This is a genomic window from Rickettsia endosymbiont of Thecocarcelia acutangulata (genome assembly GCF_964263195.1).
In the GTDB taxonomy this organism is placed as follows: Bacteria; Pseudomonadota; Alphaproteobacteria; order Rickettsiales; family Rickettsiaceae; genus Rickettsia; species Rickettsia felis.
Genome location: NZ_OZ181652.1, coordinates 519988 through 540326 on the forward strand (window position 1 = coordinate 519988; position 20339 = coordinate 540326).

Consider the following 20339-nt stretch of genomic DNA (forward strand, 5'->3'; position numbering starts at 1 on the left):
AATTGAGATTTAATCTTACATTTAGTAAAATAAGATAAATATTAAATGGAGGATTAGAGATGAATCTAAATCAAAAAATAATAAAGCCAAAAATAGGATTACTAGAATTAGCTAAGAGTCTTGGTAGTATATCGTCCGCCTGTAAAGCAATGGGATACAGCAGGGACAGTTATTATAGGTTCAAAGAGCTATATGAAACTGGTGGAGAAGAGGCGTTATATGAGATTAGCAGGAAGAAGCCAATTATAGCGAATAGAGTTGAACCAGCAGTAGAGAGAGCAGTATTAGATATGGCAATAGAATACCCAGCCTTATGGTCAGATGAGAGTATCAAATAAGCTTAAAAAGACTGGTATTCTTGTATCACCTGGAGGAGTTAGATCGATTTGGCTACGTAATGATTTAAATAATATCAATAAAAGACTTAAAGCATTAGAAGCAAAGATGGCTCAAGATGGTATTGTTCTTACCGAAACTCAGTTACAAGTATTAGAGAAACGGCGTAGCGAAAAAGAAGCCCATGGTGAGATTGATACACAGCATCCAGGTTATCTAGGATGCCAAGATACATATTATGTAGGTAATTTTAAGGTATAGGCAAGGTATATTCTCAGGTATTTATTGATAGCTATACTAGGGTCGCAGATGCTAAATTATATACTGATAAAACAGCTCTTACCGCTGCTGACATGCTTAATGATAGAGTACTGCCGTGGTATGAGAGTCAGCAAATACCAGTGCTTCGTATTCTAACTGATAGAGGTGGTGAATATAAAGGAAATATAGAACATCATGCTTTTGAATTGTTCTTAAGCATTGAGGGCATTGAACATAACACTACTAAAGCATATTCTCCTCAAACAAATGGTATGTGTGAACGTTTTAATAAAACTATGAAGCAAGAATTATTTGATACGGCTATGCGTAAAAAGATTTATACTGATCTTGATGATCTACAACTTGACCTTGATATTTGGTTAGAACATTATAATAATGAAAGACCTCATTCTGGGAAATATTGTTATGGTAAAAATCCTATGCAGACCTTCAAGGATAGTAAGAAGTTAGCTGTTGAAAAGAATAATGAAATCTTATATCTTGAATACTCATCTGACAGTCATAACTTATCAGACATTCAGATATAATTTTTATAGTGCCTGTAAGATTAAATCTTGACCTCTACATATTAGCTTCTATATCTTTCTCCTTTATTCTTCGACGGTGAAACATTAGATGAATGAGGGGAAGGATTAGTAAGAGATTTTTGTATTTCTGCTATAGCTTTTTTAGTATTTTGAGTAGAATTTTTTATAGCGTCTTTATAAAAAGCAGCTTTAGCTTTATCTCCGGTAAAAGAATATTTTATAAAATTACCAATATTTTTCCAAATAGGATTATTATCCATTTTTGTAGTTTCTTCACACCATTTACCTACCTCTTTCAGTTTTGCTTCAACTTTAGTTATAGCAGCTGGATTATGTTTATTATCATCATAAATTTGAATAAGGTTGTTTACTTTTTCTTTAAATTCAATGTGTTTTCTACTTTGTTTTAAATTGGCTATTATATCATCACTGTTTACTAATTCTCTAAGATTATCAATTATATCAGGTAATTTAGGTGGCTCAGGTAATTTATAATGTTGATTGATTTTCTCAAATTTATCTTTATGTGGATGATTCTTTATTAGCTCATCTTCTATAAAAGAAACAAACTCTTTTTGAGGTACTCCTACTTGATTTATTAGTCGCCCTAATGATTGTTCATAAGCTTTAACAGTAACATCAAGACGCTTTCCTGCCATAGAATTGCTTAATTCTATATAGCGGCTAAATTCCGGAATAAAAGCATCTTTGGTATCAATATTATGATTTTTAAAAAATTTCTCTATTTTTTCTTGTACGGTTAAATTAGATTGTTTTTTAGGTGTTTCTTCCGGTACTTTTGTTTGTTCCGGAGCGGGTTTTGAAAAAATAATAGGCTTTTGGGTTTCTACTTGTGGAGATGTGGTATCGACAAATATATCAAGTGCTTGGGAATGTGTAGTTAAGTCAGTCTGTTTTTTATGTTCCTCGTTCCATGCCTTTATTTTCTCAGGAGTAGGTTTTGGAGGAACAGCCAGTTTTGTATTTTTTGGTGGGGTATCTGACATATTTGTTTTGTTTTCCCACTCTTTTATTCTATCTTTTACTGATTTTGGAATATTATCTTGTACCATATTAAGCTCCTATATTTATTTACATAATTAAACCATATTTTTATTTTCGTTAGTTTGCTTAAATTTTTTATAAATTGCAAGTAAAATTTCTTTTTGTAATGCAATATTTTTACTATAAGATAATTAGGTTATATATTTTATATATTAGAATCCAAGTTATTAACTAAAATGAGATATGAATTTTATGTACCCCCTTATTAGACTTAGAAGAAATAGAAAAGCTTTTTGGCTTAGAGAATTAATAGCCGAAAGTAGCTTATCGGTTAATGATTTAGTGTTGCCTTTATTTGTTGTTGAAGGACATAATGAAAGACAAGAAATTAAAACTATGCCCGGTATATATAGCTTATCGATCGATCAGATAGTGGAAACGGCAAAAAAAGCAGCAGGACTTGGTATTAATGCTATTGCATTATTTCCTAGTATTGATCAAAATCTAAAAAGTGAAAATGCCGATGAGGCTTATAATTTAGATAATTTAATATGTAGAACTATTAGAAGCATCAAAAACGCTAATATCGATATTGGTATAATATGTGATGTAGCCCTTGATCCTTACACTACAAGCGGTCATGACGGTATTGTGAATCATGGGGAAGTTGATAATGATAGATCGGTCAGAGCTTTATGTAATCAAGCATTAGTGCTAGCAAAAGCCGGAGTAGATATTGTTGCACCTTCCGATATGATGGATGGAAGAATCGGGGCTATAAGGGCATATCTTAACAAAGAGGGATTTATAAATGTTGGAATTCTTGCTTATGCCGCTAAATATGCTTCAAGCTTTTACGGTCCCTTTCGTGATGCTGTTAAGAGTAATAAAAAGAATTATTTAGATAAATCAAGCTATCAAATGGATGTACGTAATATTAAGGAAGCAATGCTTGAGATTGAGCATGATATAGCAGAGGGAGCCGATATGGTTATGGTGAAGCCCGGTATGCTGTTTTTGGATGTTATTCGTGAAGCGGCGAATAATTTTAATACTAAAATTTTAGCATATCAGGTTAGCGGAGAATATGCAATGTTAAAATTTGCAGCAGAAGCAGGGGCAATTGATTGGGAAAAAGCTTTGATGGAGTCATTAATTAGTTTTAAACGTGCCGGTGCAACCGGTATATTTACCTATGCTGCTCTTGAAGTAGCTGAAATATTAAATAATACTCGATGAACTTCAAAAATTGGCTACGTCGTCCTACAAGTACTGCGGTGTTCACGTATTAAGTATACGCTCCGCTCCTCGTCTTGTGGACTCCTTGCTCTTTTTGAAGTTGATCTTCGTATATATAATATATATTTTATTTAATTGGAATTAAATATACTTAAATCCAAATTTTGTATTATGGAGCAAAAAAAATGATCAAAGATAAGAAATCAGTATTTAAAGGTTGGAATTTTTTAAAGCCTAAAGAAGGCGGAGCTAATAAAGAAGGAGAGCATGGCGGAGTATATCAAAGCTCAGACGGTAAAATTACAGCGATGATAAAAAAAGAGGCTTCAAGCTCAAAAAATATAGCCGAGTTTTTAGGATCTCAAATTTTTGAAGCTATAAGTCTCGGGAATGGAGCAAAGGTTAATTTAATTGCTCCTGATGATTTTAATAAATCTAAAGCCGTTGATTCACAAATATATGTCAAATCTGAATTTTTTGAGAATTATAGTAGTGATATGTATGTGGACATGGATAAACATATGTCTGCTAAAACTAAACCGAGTTCTTGGTTTAGAAAGGACGGCGGTAGACCGCTTTTTATGGGGGCTAGAAATAAATTATTTAGAACCTTAGAAAATGCTTTTAAGGAAATTAAGTATCAGAACTTTGAAAACATTATGCCGGCAAGTTTATTGATCGGCGATTTTGATATACATGTTGGAAATATAGGTGTTATCAGAGATCAAAAAAATCCAAAAACTTTACCTAAATTAGTAAGAATTGATTTTGCCGGTAGTTTTGATAATTTAACAAATAATATATATCCGCATTCAAGAGCCAAACATTTGCCTGGATTCGGTCCCACTAACCATTTTAGAGAATTTCCTTCTAATTTAAGAACAAAAAATCCTAATTTTGCCGATAGCTTACTTGCAGTTTCTAAAATTGATTTAAGCAAAACCATTGATAAAAGTTTTGATGAATTAACTAAATATTATAGTAATGAAGCAATTGCAGAATTTGCAAAACAAGCAATGCCAAAGAAATTTAATAATAAAAAATCTAAAGAAATAACGCCTGAAGAAATTAAGGCTAGTTTAATAGATACAATGAAAAAAAGACAAGAATCCTTAAAGGAATACGGCTTAGAAATTAAAGTAAATAGCTTAATTTCTAAAAAATATAGTTTTCCTTATTACGAAGTGAAAGAGCAAGGATTAAAAACATTAATGAAAGAATATCCTGATTATTTTGAGAAAATTCTTAATTATGAAGAAAGAAAAAAAGGAGGACAAAAGCTTAAATTAAGAAATAAAATTACTACTAGTTTTGCAAGAATTTTAGAAATACTCGGTATTAGGGATAGTGCGAAAAAACATTTAATAAAGACAATAAAAAGTTTAAATGAAGATATTAAAGATGAAAGAAATTTAGCTGATTCTTCTGATAAAATAAAGAAAGAACCAAAACAAAAATCTGTAAAGACAAATATAGACACAAATAGAGAATATGTAGACGCTCTAGAAAAATTCAAGAAAGAAGTCGGAACGGATGATATTGTTAGTGTTACTCCAAGTCAATTAGGTTTAGGTAGAAAAGCTAAACAGAAAGACCAAGATTTATTAAAATTAGATGAAGAAGATCTAAAACATATAAAGAATCTAAAAGAAAAGGTTATGAAGCCTACAAAAATTACTTCGGCTAGTGTTGTTAATAAAAAGTCTACACCGGCTAAAACGAGATAATAAATGAACCGAGCAACAAGAAGCCTACAACTAAGTAATTAATCAGTAAAAGCCCATATTGCATAGGAAGCTTAATTACCTCAATCTTTTTAGAAAAATACATGGCTTTTACTACTTTAAGATAATAAAAAGCCGCAACTACGCTGGTAAAAATACCACAATAAGCTAATACGAATTCTTCTTGATTAATTGCTTGGTAAAAAAGGTAATATTTACCGAAAAATCCTGTGAGAGGAGGAATTCCGATCATCGAGAACATAACTATGCTAATTATGGCAGCTATAGTTTTATGGTTCTCTGCAATTCCTTGTATAGTTTTAAAACTAGCTTTATCGGCGTCTTTACCGAGTAGCATAATTAAGCAATTAAAAAATCCTATACTTCCTACCGCATATATTAGAATATATAGTAAAGCTGCTTTATACCCTTCTTGATTATGCAGAAGAACGCCGATTAATACATAACCGATATTTAAAATAGTACTATAAGCCATTAATCTTTTTAGAGAAGTTTGACGAATGGCTCCAAAAGCTCCAAACAGCATAGATAATATAGCAATTATCTTTATTAAATTATAATTAATAGGATAGTAATTACCTATAATTAATTTACTAATATTTAATAAAACAATAACCATACCTATTTTTGAGGCAGCGGTAAAATAAGTAACTGAAGTAATCGGTGATCCTTCATATACGTCAGGAGCCCAAAAATGAAGAGGAACGCTTGAAAGTTTGAAGAAAATACTACTTAAAAATAATACAATACCGATTATTAAACCAAGATTCATCCCAGAATTATCATTTAGCTTATATAAGATATCCTCAAATTGTAGGCTTCCGCCGAATCCGTATATAAAAGAAATCCCGAATAATGATAAACAACTAACTAAACTACCTAAGATAAAATATTTTAAAGCACCCTCCGATGATTTAATATCATTTAATTTGAATCCTGCAAGTGCATATGAAGTTAAAGCAGTAAGCTCCATACCGCAGAATAATAATAGAAAATTCCGTGATGAAATTGCAACAACAATACCTACGACCGATAATAATATTAAAGTGATAAATTCAAACTTTAATTCCTCAGCAACAAGAATAGAGTAATCACGGTATATAATCATGGATATAATAGTGAATAGCAGTACTATGCTTTTACTAATACCGATATTTATTCCGGTAGCAAATGAGTACCATACTCCTTCATAGCTTGAGTACTTAAAGGTAAGAAAAATTGATAATATACATAATAAAATAACGATATTAGAAATAATTCTATTTTTATTTGGTATAATTACGGCAAAAAACTGCCCTAAAAGTGCTATTAAAGTCAAAGTTATTTCAGGAAGTAGCAGTAGCATATAAAACTAATATTATTTATAGAAATATAGATATTAGTAAATAAATCATTTTTTATCAACAAACTTATATATAATATTGAACTTTAATACTACCTCTAATTAAAATTATTTTCTTCGTAAAATTTTACTTAGCTCTAATCCCATAATAATTATTGCAACTTGATAATTATTAGTTGCAATAAATAAAAAAATAAATTAATTTGGTTAATCAATTTTAAATTGCTTAAACAAATTTAAATTCTTAAACTCACACCTATAATTGTTTTAATCTAATTAGGTTTTCTAATAAAAATATATTTTCTACCATTAAGTAAAAATATGAAGCCTTCTACTTCAAAATCATTAACTGACAAGTTAAGAACTTTATATAGCTCTCACGATACTTTACCAAAGCTAATAGAAGATGAGAAAATCAAAGCTCAGTCTTTAGAGGAATATTATGTAAAATTACAGATATTACTGAGTGAAGATGATGAAGCAGGTAAAGCAGCATTACGCGGTAAAGATGTCGGAGAAAAGAAATCAGTAGAAATAGAGAATATCTTTAAAGCTGTGGATACGAAAAAGAAAATAAAGGAGTTGCTTAATAAGAAAGAGCTACATAATAAGGATGATGAGATTGATAATATAGTTAAGTCACTAGAGGAAGAAACAAATGAGGAAAATAAGTTTGCGATACTTCGCAGGAATCTAACTAATAAAAGTGAATCAGAAATAAAAAATATAGCTGAATCAATAAATAGAATCCAAGCAGATATAAGTAAAGTATTGTTACTTGGTAGTGCAGGAATAGGTAAAACTACGTTAATGCATTATCTATCTTATAAATGGGGAAAAGGAAATTTATGGAACGATAAGTTTGATTATGTTTTTAGAGTTAAGTTAAAAGAGCTATTAAATGAAAGTTGGAAAGACGGTTATAGTGGGTATTTTGATATTAATAATTTATCTCAAAGTAAGCTTAATTGTTTTATCCATTATTGTTTAGGCGGTAGCGAAAGTAACTTAAGCGTTAAGGAAATAATAGATATCCAAAATAAAGATAAGATGTTGTTATTACTTGACGGATATGACGAAGTAGCACATTTAAATATTCTAGATGAATTTAAAAAGTTAATAGATAAAATATTAGAATATAAAAACGTAATAATGACTTCTAGACCTAATGCGTTTATAGAAGAAATGAGTAACAGGTTTGAGCGGAAAGTAGAAAATACAGGCTGGGATAGTGAGGGAATAGAGCAATATGTAAATAAAAATTTTGAGTATGATAAAGAGCTAGGAGTGCAATTAAGAAGCTTTTTGGATACTCATAGCCAAATAAAAGAAATATGCGTAGTTCCTATCAATACTGCATTAATATGTTTGGTTTGGAGCGATAAAGATATAAGAGATAAATTTCAAAAAAATAGTAATGAAGATTTTAATATAAGTCAACTATATCATGAAGTAGTAAGTTGGCTTAACAATAGGCATTTAGAAAAAACACAAAATAAATATAAAAACAAAACAGAAGCTAATAATCACTTAAAAAACAAAATGAGTTTTTTAGAACAGATAGCCTATGAATCACTTGTTGTAACAGGGAAGTTAGTAGAAAGAAAACTAGTTGAAGATAAGAAAGATACATTAGATATAGATGAAGTTATAGAACAAGGATTATTAAAAAGAGAAGAAATAAATTATCAATTTATTCATTTAACATTTCAAGAATTTTTAGCCGCACTCCGTTTAAAAAATCAATTATTAGATAATCATACTAAAAGCAAAAACAGCAAGTTTTATCGGGGAGCATAGAAACGACCCGAAATATCTAATGACTCTGAAGTTTTTAGCCGAAATAGTAAATAATGCTGATAATCAAGAATTAATAGAAATATTTTGGGAAGCTGCAATAATTGAGATTTAATCTTACATTTAGTAAAATAAGATAAATATTAAATGGAGGATTAGAGATGAATCTAAATCAAAAAATAATAAAGCCAAAAATAGGATTACTAGAATTAGCTAAGAGTCTTGGTAGTATATCGTCCGCCTGTAAAGCAATGGGATACAGCAGGGACAGTTATTATAGGTTCAAAGAGCTATATGAAACTGGTGGAGAAGAGGCGTTATATGAGATTAGCAGGAAGAAGCCAATTATAGCAAATAGAGTTGAACCAGCAGTAGAGAGAGCAGTATTAGATATGGCAATAGAATACCCAGCTTATGGTCAGATGAGAGTATCAAATAAGCTTAAAAAGACTGGTATTCTTGTATCACCTGGAGGAGTTAGATCGATTTGGCTACGTAATGATTTAAATAATATCAATAAAAGACTTAAAGCATTAGAAGCAAAGATGGCTCAAGATGGTATTGTTCTTACCGAAGCTCAGTTACAAGTATTAGAGAAACGGCGTAGCGAAAAAGAAGCCCATGGTGAGATTGATACACAGCATCCAGGTTATCTAGGATGCCAAGATACATATTATGTAGGTAATTTTAAAGGTATAGGCAAGGTATATTCTCAGGTATTTATTGATAGCTATACTAGGGTCGCAGATGCTAAATTATATACTGATAAAACAGCTCTTACCGCTGCTGACATGCTTAATGATAGAGTACTGCCGTGGTATGAGAGTCAGCAAATACCAGTGCTTCGTATTCTAACTGATAGAGGTGGTGAATATAAAGGAAATATAGAACATCATGCTTTTGAATTGTTCTTAAGCATTGAGGGCATTGAACATAACACTACTAAAGCATATTCTCCTCAAACAAATGGTATGTGTGAACGTTTTAATAAAACTATGAAGCAAGAATTATTTGATATGGCTATGCGTAAAAAGATTTATACTGATCTTGATGATCTACAACTTGACCTTGATATTTGGTTAGAACATTATAATAATGAAAGACCTCATTCTGGGAAATATTGTTATGGTAAAAATCCTATGCAGACCTTCAAGGATAGTAAGAAGTTAGCTGTTGAAAAGAATAATGAAATCTTATATCTTGAATACTCATCTGACAGTCATAACTTATCAGACATTCAGATATAATTTTTATAGTGCCTGTAAGATTAAATCTTGACCTCTACAAACTTTAAAGGCTATGACTTAAAATATATTGATTGGAAAGAGCCTAAAAATAATGTTTATCACGTTGCTTTTGAAGTACCGGTAGAGTCACTTAGAGGCAGTATACGTATATGCGATATTGTATTATTCGTTAACGGTATAGCTTTTGTAGTAATTGAGAATAAGTCACCTACCGAGTCATTGGATCAGGCTATATCTCAACATATACGTAATCAAAAATCAGACGAAATCCCGCAACTTTTTTACTATGCTCAAATATTAATGGCCGTAAAAGAATGAAGCAAAATACGCTACCATAGGAAGCTCAAAGAAGCATTGGAGTATTTGGAGAGAAGAAGAGGAAGAAAATCAAAATATCAACATTATACGTGTTCTAATCAACACTGGGGCTATGATTGCAATTAGTGATGAAAGCTACTTTACTTATTAGAATTTGTTGATAGAAGAGGTTTAGAGTTGGAAATTGAAAGGCTAAGAATTAAGACGAAATCTGCTATTATTCCTGGAAGTACTAAACCGATTTTAATGATTGAAGAGGAGCTTAAATTGTACTTTAACGGTACTTTACAAAAATTTAATACACCTATATATCTTTTAGGAAGCCCATTTCAAAAAATGGTTTGGCAAGAATTAATTAATATACCTTACGGCAAAACACGAAGTTATTTAAATCAGGCTAAAGCTTTGGGCAAACCTACTTCTTATAGAGCTGTTGCAAATGCTAACGGCATGAATCAGTTAGCAATAATTGTTCCTTGCCATCGTATTATTAATAGCAATGGCGAACTTGGAGGATATGGCGGAGGATTACATCGTAAAAAATGGCTTATTGAACATGAAAGAAAATTTACAACAAATTAGAAATATTTTACTTGAGAATTCTACTATTCCTTTAGAACGTAGGACGATGTTCTTTAAAACTAATGAAGGAGAGTATGGCGAGCATGATAAATTTATTGGTGTTACTGTGCCGACTTTACGTAAAATAGCTAAAAGTTATTATAATTTAGATGTGGGGGATTTAAGCAGACTTATTACTTCAGAATTTAATGAAGAAAGATTTTTAGCGTTAGCTATTTTGATTATGCAATATCAGAAAGCACAAGATAAAGAGTTTTTTTATAATTTTTATTTAAACAATATAAAACACGTAAATAATTGGAATTTAGTGGACGCATCAGCTCATCACGTTGTAGGAGCTTATTTATGGGATAAAGAAAAGGATTATCTTTTTACATTAACAAAATCAGAAATTCTTTGGGAGAGACGAATAGCTATGGTTGCTACTTGGTATTTTATCAAAAATAATCAATTAGATACAACTTTTGAAATAGCAAAATTACTCTTAAACGATAAACATGATTTAATGCATAAAGCAGTAGGTTGGATGCTACGTGAAGCAGGAAAAAAAGATGAAAAACAGTTAATAGATTTTTTGGATCGTTATATATCACAAATGCCAAGAACCGCAGTTCGTTATGCAATAGAGAAATTTCCTGAAGAGATACGTAAGAATATTTTGCAAAAAAAATAACTTATGCTAGTATACTCGTTTAACCAACTCTTAATTTATTAGATGTATATTCAATTTTAATTTAGCAAAGGTATTATTATGTTAAAAACTTTATTAGTCGGTTTTATAACTTTAATTTGTGCAGTAAGCTATGCTGATGACCAAACAGCTCAAGATCCTAATTCTACAAATTCTTCTTCTGATCAGCCCAATGATATATTACCTGCAGAGGCAGCCGTTAACTTTGCACAGCCTTGGGCAAGACCTACAACAAATGTACAAGGTAAAGTTAGCAATTCTGCTATGTATTTTACATTAATAAATAGTAGAAGTAAGAGTTATAATTTAGTGAATATATCTTCAGATAAGATAAGCGGAATAGAAATTCATCAAACAATTAATGATCAAGGAGTTAGTAAAATGGTAAAAGTCGATTATCCATTTTCAATTGCCGGTAATATTAACGTTGATTTTAAGCCCGGTGGCATGCATATTATGCTTTATGACCCAAAAGTAGATTTAAACGCAGGAGATGAGTTTAAAATAACCTTTTTCTTCGATGATAACACGACAAAAACGGTTAATGTTAAAGTAGCAAATGATAATCCGTATAATAAAACAGGGAATTAAGAAAACGTCATTGCGAGCAGCTATAAGCTGCGTGGCAATCTCATGAAATAATAACAAACTCCTGAGATTGCTTCGTCAAAACTTACAGTTTTTCCTCGCAATGACGATAGGCTAAACAATATGACCCTAGAAATTACCGGAAGTGAGTTAATTAAATCTAAACTTATAGATACTCCTGAACGCTGCGGGGTTTATCGAATGTTTGACGTTAACAAACAGGTTATCTATGTCGGTAAAGCTAAAAATTTAAAGAAACGTCTTACTAATTACATTAAAAGCGATTTAGATAATAAGACGCTTCGGATGATTGCAAATACTTGTTTTTTAGAGTACAGCATTACTAATTCCGAAGTTGAGGCACTACTTTTAGAAGCCCAGCTAATCAAAAAATTTCAGCCGAAATTTAATATTCTTCTTAAGGATGATAAGTCTTTTCCTTTCATCAAGTTACGTTTAGATCATGATTTCCCGCAATTGCTAAAATATCGAGGTAAAACTCTAAGTGACGGGAAGTTTTTCGGTCCTTTTGCTTCCGCCACGGAAGTTAATACTACTTTAACGGAATTGCAAAAAATCTTTAAATTACGTTCCTGTACGGATAATTACTTTAATTCACGTACTCGTCCTTGTCTGCAATATGAAATAAAACGTTGTTATGCTCCTTGCGTCGGTAAAATAAATAAAGAGGACTATAGGGACTTAGTAGCTCAGGTTAAAGATTTCTTACAAGGTCGTACTAAAGAACTTCAAGAGAACTTATCTAAAAAGATGGAAGAGCTAAGTAGTCAGATGTGTTTTGAAGAGGCGGCAGAAATTAGAGACCGTATTAAGGCACTTAGTTATGTGCAGCTTAAGGCAGGTGTTTCAGATATTGTTAAAGACGCAGATATAATCGCTATTGTAGAAAAGAACGGACATTATTGCGTAGAAGTGTTTTTATATAGGGCAGGGCGAGCATGCGGTAATATTCCTTACTTTCCTACTTCTACCGAAAATAGTACTAAAGAAGAAGTATTGGAATATTTTTTATTACAATTTTATCAAAAACAACAAGTGCCTGCGGAAATTATAATTAATCATGAAATTAATGATAAAGAGAATGTGATAGAGGCGATTAAAAAAATCAATAATATTACTAAACTCAATATTATAATGCCTATTAGTGGAGGTAAAGCCAAGCTAGTTCAGAATGCCGCAATAAATGCTTTATTTTCGCTTGAGCAATATTTGAAGAAATTTGCAAAAAATCAAGAGATTATGCTTGAAATCAAAGAGCTATTTGGTCTTTCTGAAATTCCTGAAAGAATTGAGATTTATGATAATAGTCATATTCAAGGTAAGTTTGCAGTCGGTGTTATGGTAGTTGCCAGTAAAGCCGGTTTTGATAAAAAGGAATATCGGGTTTTCTCATTGTCGTCCCGCAACTCTTCATTGTCATCTCACGCCTCCCCATTGTCATCCCGCGACTTGATCGCGGGATCCAGTAGTTATTTTTTGGATCCCGTGGTCAAGCCACGGGATGACATTGTAGGTGACGATTATGAAATGCTCAGGCAAGTTTTAACACGAAGATTAACTAGACTTAAGAATGAGCCGCATAAATTGCCAAGCTTGATGATTATAGACGGTGGCAGGGGCCATTTAAGTGTCGTTAAAGAGGTAATGGATAAATTTGAAATGAATATTCCTTTTGTTTGTATGTCAAAAGGAGTAGATAGAAATGCCGGTCTTGAGCAGTTCCATATGACAGGTAAAGAAGTATTTACTTTGGATAAAAATTTGCCGATTATGAAATATTTACAAATCTTGCGGGATGAGACACATAATTTCGCCATAAAGAATCATAGACTCGGTAGATCGCGTGCCATAAAATTATCAAGCCTTGATGATATAGAGGGTATAGGTGAAACTCGTAAAAAAGCATTGCTGCACTATTTCGGTTCTTATAAAGCAGTATGTGATGCAACAATAGATGAGCTTACTAAAGTAAACGGTATTAACAAGTCACTTGCCGAGATGATTTTTAGAACGTTGCATAAGAGCTTATGAATAATTACTCATAATGTCCCCACATGCTAAGTATTTTTATAATTTTTTTATCCTCTAATATTTCATAAACTGCAATAATTGAGATTTAATCTTACATTTAGTAAAATAAGATAAATATTAAATGGAAGATTAGAGATGAATCTAAATCAAAAAATAATAAAGCCAAAAATAGGATTACTAGAATTAGCTAAGAGTCTTGGTAGTATATCGTCCGCCTGTAAAGCAATGGGATACAGCAGGGACAGTTATTATAGGTTCAAAGAGCTATATGAAACTGGTGGAGAAGAGGCGTTATATGAGATTAGCAGGAAGAAGCCAATTATAGCAAATAGAGTTGAACCAGCAGTAGAGAGAGCAGTATTAGATATGGCAATAGAATACCCAGCTTATGGTCAGATGAGAGTATCAAATAAGCTTAAAAAGACTGGTATTCTTGTATCACCTGGAGGAGTTAGATCGATTTGGCTACGTAATGATTTAAATAATATCAATAAAAGACTTAAAGCATTAGAAGCAAAGATGGCTCAAGATGGTATTGTTCTTACCGAAGCTCAGTTACAAGTATTAGAGAAACGGCGTAGCGAAAAAGAAGCCCATGGTGAGATTGATACACAGCATCCAGGTTATCTAGGATGCCAAGATACATATTATGTAGGTAATTTTAAAGGTATAGGCAAGGTATATTCTCAGGTATTTATTGATAGCTATACTAGGGTCGCAGATGCTAAATTATATACTGATAAAACAGCTCTTACCGCTGCTGACATGCTTAATGATAGAGTACTGCCGTGGTATGAGAGTCAGCAAATACCAGTGCTTCGTATTCTAACTGATAGAGGGGGTGAATATAAAGGAAATATAGAACATCATGCTTTTGAATTGTTCTTAAGCATTGAGGGCATTGAACATAACACTACTAAAGCATATTCTCCTCAAACAAATGGTATGTGTGAACGTTTTAATAAAACTATGAAGCAAGAATTATTTGATATGGCTATGCGTAAAAAGATTTATACTGATCTTGATGATCTACAACTTGACCTTGATATTTGGTTAGAACATTATAATAATTAAAGACCTCATTCTGGGAAATATTGTTATGGTAAAAATCCTATGCAGACCTTCAAGGATAGTAAGAAGTTAGCTGTTGAAAAGAATAATGAAATCTTATATCTTGAATACTCATCTGACAGTCATAACTTATCAGACATTCAGATATAATTTTTATAGTGCCTGTAAGATTAAATCTTGACCTCTACAAGAAATTACGGACTGGATATTATATTTTGTTGAAACAATAATTAAAGCTCAAGATTATACTTTACGTAATATAGAGTTTTTAATAAAAAAAACAAAGTTTTACGATAAATTCAAAAATATATTAAACGCACGGCAAGAAAAAGTAGTTAAAAGAATTTTTGAGGAAGGAGTAGAAGGTTTTAAAGGCGGTTTAAGTGCTAAAAACTACATAACTATTACTAAAACTACCGCTACAAGAGATCTCCAAGAATTAGTAGAAAATGCAAGCATTTATTAAAACCGGAGAACTTAAGGGAACGAGGTATAGTATTAATTTAGAAAATTTTTCACAATGATAGGTATTATTGCGTGGAACGATTTTTTCGTCATTGCGAGAAGAATTACAACGTAATTCGACGAAGCAATCTCAGGAGTATTATTTCATGAGATTGCCGCGTCGCTTCGCTCCTCACAATGACGATTCGTCCTAAAATAAATATCACAAGACTCGTTATCGTTCCTATAAACACCCCTCTAAGGTTGAAATATTGTAACGATAAAGAATAATATTCCCACGTTAAAAAAGTAGCTGCTCCGCCTAGTGATGATAAGACCATTACGGTTTTAGATGTTCTGATACCGAAAAGCGTTGTTATTAACGGTACTAATATTACCGGTCCCCAAAAGCCGGTAAAGAACACTACTAAGTCAATTACGTTACTAAATTTTAAAGCTACAATTATCGCAAAACTCCCTATTATAACGTTAATAATTCGGGCAATTAATAATAATTTTTGCTGATTTTTTACTTTAAGTATAGGGTTAATTATGTCCTTAACGAGAGCTATAGAAGTAACGTTTAAATCAGAATCGGCAGTAGACATAACGGCAGCTAAGAGTCCGCTCATTACTACCCCTTGAATTAAAGGCGGAATAATTTGGTTGATTAAATAAGGTAATACTAAATTTGACGGTTGGTTTGGATAAAGCTTATAAGCAATTAAACCGTTTAAAGTAATGCAAATCAAGAAGAAAAAATATATAGCGGATTTTGCATATATTGCTTTAGTTGTTTGCGTAGGATTTTTATTAATTAAAGCTCTTTGAATAAATGTAGGATATAGATTCATGACGCTAAAGCTTAAAGCTGCTGCAATCGTATAAGAAAGTAGGTTGCTCTGATCAAAATTTGCATTTTCCGTAGGTAGGTTATTAATAAAATCTACAAAACCGATTTTATTTAAACTGATAAAAGTTATGGTCGGTATAGCGATTATCATTGCCAAAAATTGTAGTAAATTAGTAAAAACAATAGATTGTAAGCCGCCGATTGTAGTATATATAAGTACTATACTATAACTTAAAATTACCCCATTTACATAATTTATTTCTAAGATATATTGAAAAATATAGCCGCTTACGCTTATTTGAGCAGCCAAAAATCCTACTGAAACGATAACCGAACTAACCCCTCCGATAAAACGACCGATATTACCGTAATATGTACTCAGGATATCGCCGATACTTTCAGCTCCGTAATGTTTGGCAATTAAAGGCACTATATAGATTGCAATTAATATATCTATAGGTATTGTAAGCATCAAAGCATAAGCATAATATTCGTGTCCTAAAAAAACCTTTTCCATAATGCCGAAAGTGGTAGCACCTCCGACAGAGCTTGCAAATATTGTAGCTATTAATAACAGCTTACTATTTTTCGCTTTACTTTTGATATTTGCATAGTTCTTAAAACTACTATGTTTAGCTCGGTAATATATACCAATGAGTAGAATAGATATTAGATATATGAATACAATAACATTGTCTATAGGTATTTTAAGCATAAATTAGGTTTAGTTTTTAAATGACATTCACTATAGGTTATTATTTTTTAATATACAATAATTAATTTAAACTTCAGATGCAGAACCTAAAATGGTAGTACTATATTTTATTTTTCATAAATATCTTTATCAGGATTATATTGGTATATATTATCTTGATGCTCTATAAACTTATTTTCTTTTTTACTTAATAGCTCCATTGGCATATAAGTGTTATCATTATCTTGGTCTAAAGTTTTTTTACTATTTTTACAATATTCTTGGATTTTTAAAATAGCTAATATAGCAAAAATTACACAACAAATTGTTAATACTCCGTCTTTAGTAAATGATAAAAATGTTGAAGTAATTGAAGAATTACCGGACGGCATGTTTGACTCTTCTTTATCGAACATCATAAATCCGGCGGTATGTATTGTTGGTCCTAAAGCATATGAAGTAAAGTTTCTTAAATTAGCTTCAAAGTTAGCATTAATAATACAATCTTCAGTAGTATTAAAACCTATAAAAGCCGATATATTTGAATCTTTTATTATATTTCCGATAACATCGTATAGCTCGCCGAAAATAGAAATTGTATTATTTGAGAATATTTCAAAACTATCATTAAATATAAAGCTTATTTTGTGGTCATCTTTTATTATATTATAGAGTTAATAGTATGTTTAGCTTCTTCCGGACATTTTCTCATTAAAATTCTTGCCCAGTTATAAATTCTATAATTTGTGTTGTCTTCACATTCTTCAAAATCTATAAGGGTATTAGTAGTATTATCTTTCATAAATGCATGATAGGGTACGGAAGTAAATAGCTTGTTGCCAATATTAAACAAATAAGGTAAAGGTTAATAATTCAATATTTTTTTAAAATTTTATGTTTTTTAATTTTTAATTATTGTAATTAAGATTATGTAAGAAAATCGATTTTTGAAGAAGCAAACATGTTGCTAATAAGTTTTGATTATACGTACAGAATATTTAGATATATAAATATTACAAGTTAATAAGGTTAAGCTCTACTATTGCTTGGGCTATCAATAGTCTATAAAATGGATCTTTATGATATAAAGGTAAATTTGCAATATAAGTGCTATGTGCTATAGAAATCGGTAATTTTTGAAATTCATTAGCCTCAATTACTTAAAAAAAATCCATAAAATCATCGGGTTAAGCTTTGTTGTGTGGCTCGATTTCATTCCTAGCTCAGCATTGCCCACGTGAATCAATTTCATCTCTGTCATCCCGTGGCTTGACCACGGGATCCAGTTAAAAATACTAAAATTATTAATATTTTTTATTGTTTTTATGGACCACGTGGTCAAGCCACGGGGTGACATAGTGGGGTTTACCGAACCATGCAACAAGGCTAATGCCGGTTCGCAATGACAATAAAGACACAAGTTAATAATTTAACTCCTATCTGTTAAAAACGCTTGACTACGTTATATTCCTATAATATCCTATAAATTACCATAAAATCCCAAATTAACCCAAATTATACCAATGAATGTATTTTTATCTAAGTATATAAATGGCGTTGATAAAAAGAGTAGGGTGTCAGTGCCGGCGAATTACCGTGCGGTACTAGGGAAAGAATTATTTAACGGTGTAATTGCTTATCCGTCAATTAGGAATAATTGTATAGAGGCGTGCGGTATTTCGCATATCGAGAAATTAAGACAGATGATTGAGAGTCTTGACCCATATTCCGAGGAGCGTGATGCCTTTGAGACTATGATATTCGGGGAAGCCGTGCAGCTTTCGTTTGATGGGGAGGGAAGAGTTATATTGCCGCAATCTTTAATGAAGCATGCAGGCATCGAAGAGCAAGCATGTTTTGTAGGTAAAGGAGTGATTTTTGAGATTTGGCAGCCGCAGAATTTTGAGAAATATTTAAATTCTGCTCAAAAAATTGCTCATGAAAAGCGTTTAACTCTAAGGAATGCGAATTGATGCCACAATCTCATATACCGGTAATGCTAAATGAAATGCTAGCAAATTTAGCTCCAAAAGACGGTGAGTCTTATCTAGATTGTACGTTTGGAGCAGGAGGATATAGCAAAGCAATATTGGAAAGTTGTAACTGTTATGTCACAGCTTTGGATCGTGATCCGAATGTGATTAAAAGAGCTGAAGAAATTAAGCAAAATTACGTTGAGAGATTTGATTTTATAGAAACGAATTTTGCGGATAGTTTTGCAAAGCTTAAGGAAAAAAAATTTGATGGAGTAGTGCTGGATTTAGGCGTTTCATCAATGCAGTTAGATATAGCAGATAGAGGATTTTCGTTTTTGCATGACGGACCGCTTGATATGCGAATGAGCGGGCAAGGGCTTAGTACTGAGGAATTTGTAAATATTGCAGAGGAAAAAGAGCTAGCTGACGTAATTTACAAATACGGCGATGAGAGTTTCTCACGAAGAATAGCTAAGAGAATCGTGGAATATAGAAAAACGGCAAAAATTGATAGCACAGGCAAATTAGCTGAGATTGTAAGGAGCAGTATAGGATTTAGAAAAGGCAAAATCGATCCTGCTACTAAAACCTTTCAAGCTATTAGGATTTATATCAATAATGAGCTTGGAGAGTTAGAGCGATTTTTAGTGAATGTAAAAAATATATTAAAGAAAGACGGACGTTTAGTTGTGGTGTCTTTTCACTCTTTAGAAGACAGGATAGTTAAGAATTTCTTTAAAGAAAATTCGGAAAAGCCGGTAGCAAGGTCAAAATATGCTAAAGACGATATAGCAATTGATCCGGATAAATGGCTTAAGATTATTACTAATAAAGCTCTAGCACCGTCAGATAAAGAAGTAAGGATAAATATTAGAGCAAGGTCGGCAAAACTTCGAGCCGCAAAAAAGATACTATAGCCTATGTCATTCCTGCGAAAGCAGGAATCCAGTACTTTAAAGCTTTTTAAAAGCTTAGGTTATCTCGCTTTACACTGGATTCCCGCCGTTGCTGGAATGACATCGAGTAGGTTTTTTGAACTACTCAGGCAATGCTGCTTTTACCCAGGAATGATATCGAATGCTTTTAAAAAATTGTCTAAGTATTATAGGAAATACAAGAGTAATTTAGTTATGACTATAAGAAAGTCTCACTATTTAACATTATTGATAACAATTATAGCAATATGTAGTTTGTTTAGCATAAAAGAGCGAGTTTCAACCCTTGATTATCAATTAAGTAGCGTTGTAAAACAGATAAATAGTGAGAATAATAATATTCATATTTTAAAAGCAGAACAAGCTTATCTACTTTTGCCGGCAAGATTGGAAAAACTTGCGGCAGCTTATTTAAAATTAGAAACAGTTAAATCTTATCAAATGATAAAAGATCCGTTAGGGCCAAATATCGATCAAAATATTAAATTTAATCATAATATTAGTATTTCAAAGAGTAGTAAATGGCGTTACAAAAGAATTACGAATAATAAGTATATACAAACTGTTTCGAGTAGAGTGAAGGATACTCGATGAACTTCAAAAATTGACTACGTC

General features: G+C 31.7%; 16 protein-coding genes and 3 pseudogenes. 14 read left to right on the plus strand and 5 right to left on the minus strand.

The genetic code is table 11. The features are described 5' to 3' along the window. Positions 1–59 precede the first annotated feature (59 nt). Positions 60–1145, plus strand: a pseudogene (locus ACE38Q_RS02810) (IS481 family transposase). 41 nt (positions 1146–1186) lie between these two features. On the opposite strand, the gene ACE38Q_RS02815 reads toward ACE38Q_RS02810, so the two are convergent. Next, positions 1187–2218, minus strand: a complete 1032-nt coding sequence (locus ACE38Q_RS02815; protein ID WP_500190019.1) for a hypothetical protein — start codon at positions 2216–2218, stop codon at positions 1187–1189. A gap of 184 nt (positions 2219–2402) precedes the next feature. On the opposite strand from ACE38Q_RS02815, the gene hemB reads away from it, so the two are divergent. Further along, entirely contained in the window at positions 2403–3389 is a 987-nt protein-coding gene (gene hemB, locus ACE38Q_RS02820; protein WP_500190020.1) for a porphobilinogen synthase, read from the plus strand. 185 nt (positions 3390–3574) lie between these two features. Next, positions 3575–5116 (plus strand): hypothetical protein, encoded by a 1542-nt coding sequence (locus tag ACE38Q_RS02825; protein WP_500190021.1) that lies wholly within the window; start codon positions 3575–3577, stop codon positions 5114–5116. Here the strand turns inward: ACE38Q_RS02825 and nuoN are convergent. Further along, a complete protein-coding gene (nuoN, locus tag ACE38Q_RS02830) occupies positions 5103–6479 on the minus strand; it encodes an NADH-quinone oxidoreductase subunit NuoN (RefSeq protein ID WP_500190022.1) in 1377 nt (458 codons plus the stop codon). The two genes, ACE38Q_RS02825 and nuoN, sit on opposite strands and share 14 nt — an antisense overlap. 318 nt (positions 6480–6797) lie before the next feature. Between nuoN and ACE38Q_RS02835 the strand changes: the two genes are divergently transcribed. The 8 genes and pseudogenes from ACE38Q_RS02835 (at position 6798) to ACE38Q_RS02870 (ending at position 14972) form a co-directional block, all read left to right on the plus strand. Beyond that, positions 6798–8276 carry an NACHT domain-containing protein gene (locus ACE38Q_RS02835; protein ID WP_500190023.1) on the plus strand — a complete coding sequence of 493 codons (1479 nt, stop codon included), beginning with the start codon at positions 6798–6800 and terminating at the stop codon, positions 8274–8276. A gap of 158 nt (positions 8277–8434) precedes the next feature. Continuing rightward, on the plus strand, positions 8435–9520 hold the full coding sequence (locus ACE38Q_RS02840; protein WP_500190024.1) for an IS481 family transposase: 1086 nt from the start codon (positions 8435–8437) through the stop codon (positions 9518–9520). Between the two features lie 27 nt (positions 9521–9547). After that, positions 9548–9838, plus strand: coding sequence for a type I restriction endonuclease (locus tag ACE38Q_RS02845; protein ID WP_500190025.1), 291 nt, complete (start codon positions 9548–9550; stop codon positions 9836–9838). A gap of 112 nt (positions 9839–9950) precedes the next feature. After that, positions 9951–10420: pseudogene (locus ACE38Q_RS02850) on the plus strand (methylated-DNA--[protein]-cysteine S-methyltransferase). Continuing rightward, complete coding sequence (locus ACE38Q_RS02855) at positions 10395–11093, plus strand: DNA alkylation repair protein (protein WP_500190026.1); 699 nt, start codon at positions 10395–10397, stop codon at positions 11091–11093. The pseudogene ACE38Q_RS02850 and the gene ACE38Q_RS02855 overlap by 26 nt, the downstream one beginning before the upstream one ends. A 78-nt stretch (positions 11094–11171) precedes the next feature. Then, the gene (locus ACE38Q_RS02860; RefSeq protein WP_500190027.1) at positions 11172–11702 is read left to right on the plus strand and encodes a copper chaperone PCu(A)C; all 531 of its coding nucleotides are present in this window, start codon (positions 11172–11174) and stop codon (positions 11700–11702) included. Between the two features lie 120 nt (positions 11703–11822). Next, on the plus strand, positions 11823–13751 hold the full coding sequence (gene uvrC / locus ACE38Q_RS02865) for an excinuclease ABC subunit UvrC (protein WP_500190028.1): 1929 nt from the start codon (positions 11823–11825) through the stop codon (positions 13749–13751). Positions 13752–13886: 135 nt separating this feature from the next. Then, a pseudogene (locus tag ACE38Q_RS02870) lies at positions 13887–14972 on the plus strand (IS481 family transposase). 419 nt (positions 14973–15391) lie between these two features. Here ACE38Q_RS02870 and ACE38Q_RS02875 read toward each other — a convergent pair. The 3 genes from ACE38Q_RS02875 to ACE38Q_RS02885 all read right to left on the minus strand — a co-directional run bounded on the left by ACE38Q_RS02875 (position 15392) and on the right by ACE38Q_RS02885 (position 17615). Further along, the gene (locus ACE38Q_RS02875; RefSeq protein WP_500190029.1) at positions 15392–16834 is read right to left on the minus strand and encodes a sodium:solute symporter family protein; all 1443 of its coding nucleotides are present in this window, start codon (positions 16832–16834) and stop codon (positions 15392–15394) included. Positions 16835–16941: 107 nt separating this feature from the next. Continuing rightward, positions 16942–17232, minus strand: a complete 291-nt coding sequence (locus tag ACE38Q_RS02880) for a hypothetical protein (RefSeq protein WP_500190030.1) — start codon at positions 17230–17232, stop codon at positions 16942–16944. Between the two features lie 242 nt (positions 17233–17474). Then, positions 17475–17615, minus strand: a complete 141-nt coding sequence (locus ACE38Q_RS02885) for a hypothetical protein (RefSeq protein WP_500190031.1) — start codon at positions 17613–17615, stop codon at positions 17475–17477. Between the two features lie 721 nt (positions 17616–18336). Between ACE38Q_RS02885 and mraZ the strand changes: the two genes are divergently transcribed. The 3 genes from mraZ to ftsL all read left to right on the plus strand — a co-directional run bounded on the left by mraZ (position 18337) and on the right by ftsL (position 20318). Continuing rightward, positions 18337–18786 (plus strand): division/cell wall cluster transcriptional repressor MraZ, encoded by a 450-nt coding sequence (gene mraZ / locus ACE38Q_RS02890; RefSeq protein WP_500190032.1) that lies wholly within the window; start codon positions 18337–18339, stop codon positions 18784–18786. After that, complete coding sequence (rsmH, locus tag ACE38Q_RS02895; protein WP_500190033.1) at positions 18786–19706, plus strand: 16S rRNA (cytosine(1402)-N(4))-methyltransferase RsmH; 921 nt, start codon at positions 18786–18788, stop codon at positions 19704–19706. Before mraZ ends, rsmH begins: the two co-directional genes overlap by 1 nt. Before the next feature lie 213 nt (positions 19707–19919). Further along, positions 19920–20318, plus strand: coding sequence for a cell division protein FtsL (gene ftsL / locus ACE38Q_RS02900; protein WP_500190034.1), 399 nt, complete (start codon positions 19920–19922; stop codon positions 20316–20318). The last annotated feature ends 21 nt before the right edge of the window (positions 20319–20339 follow it).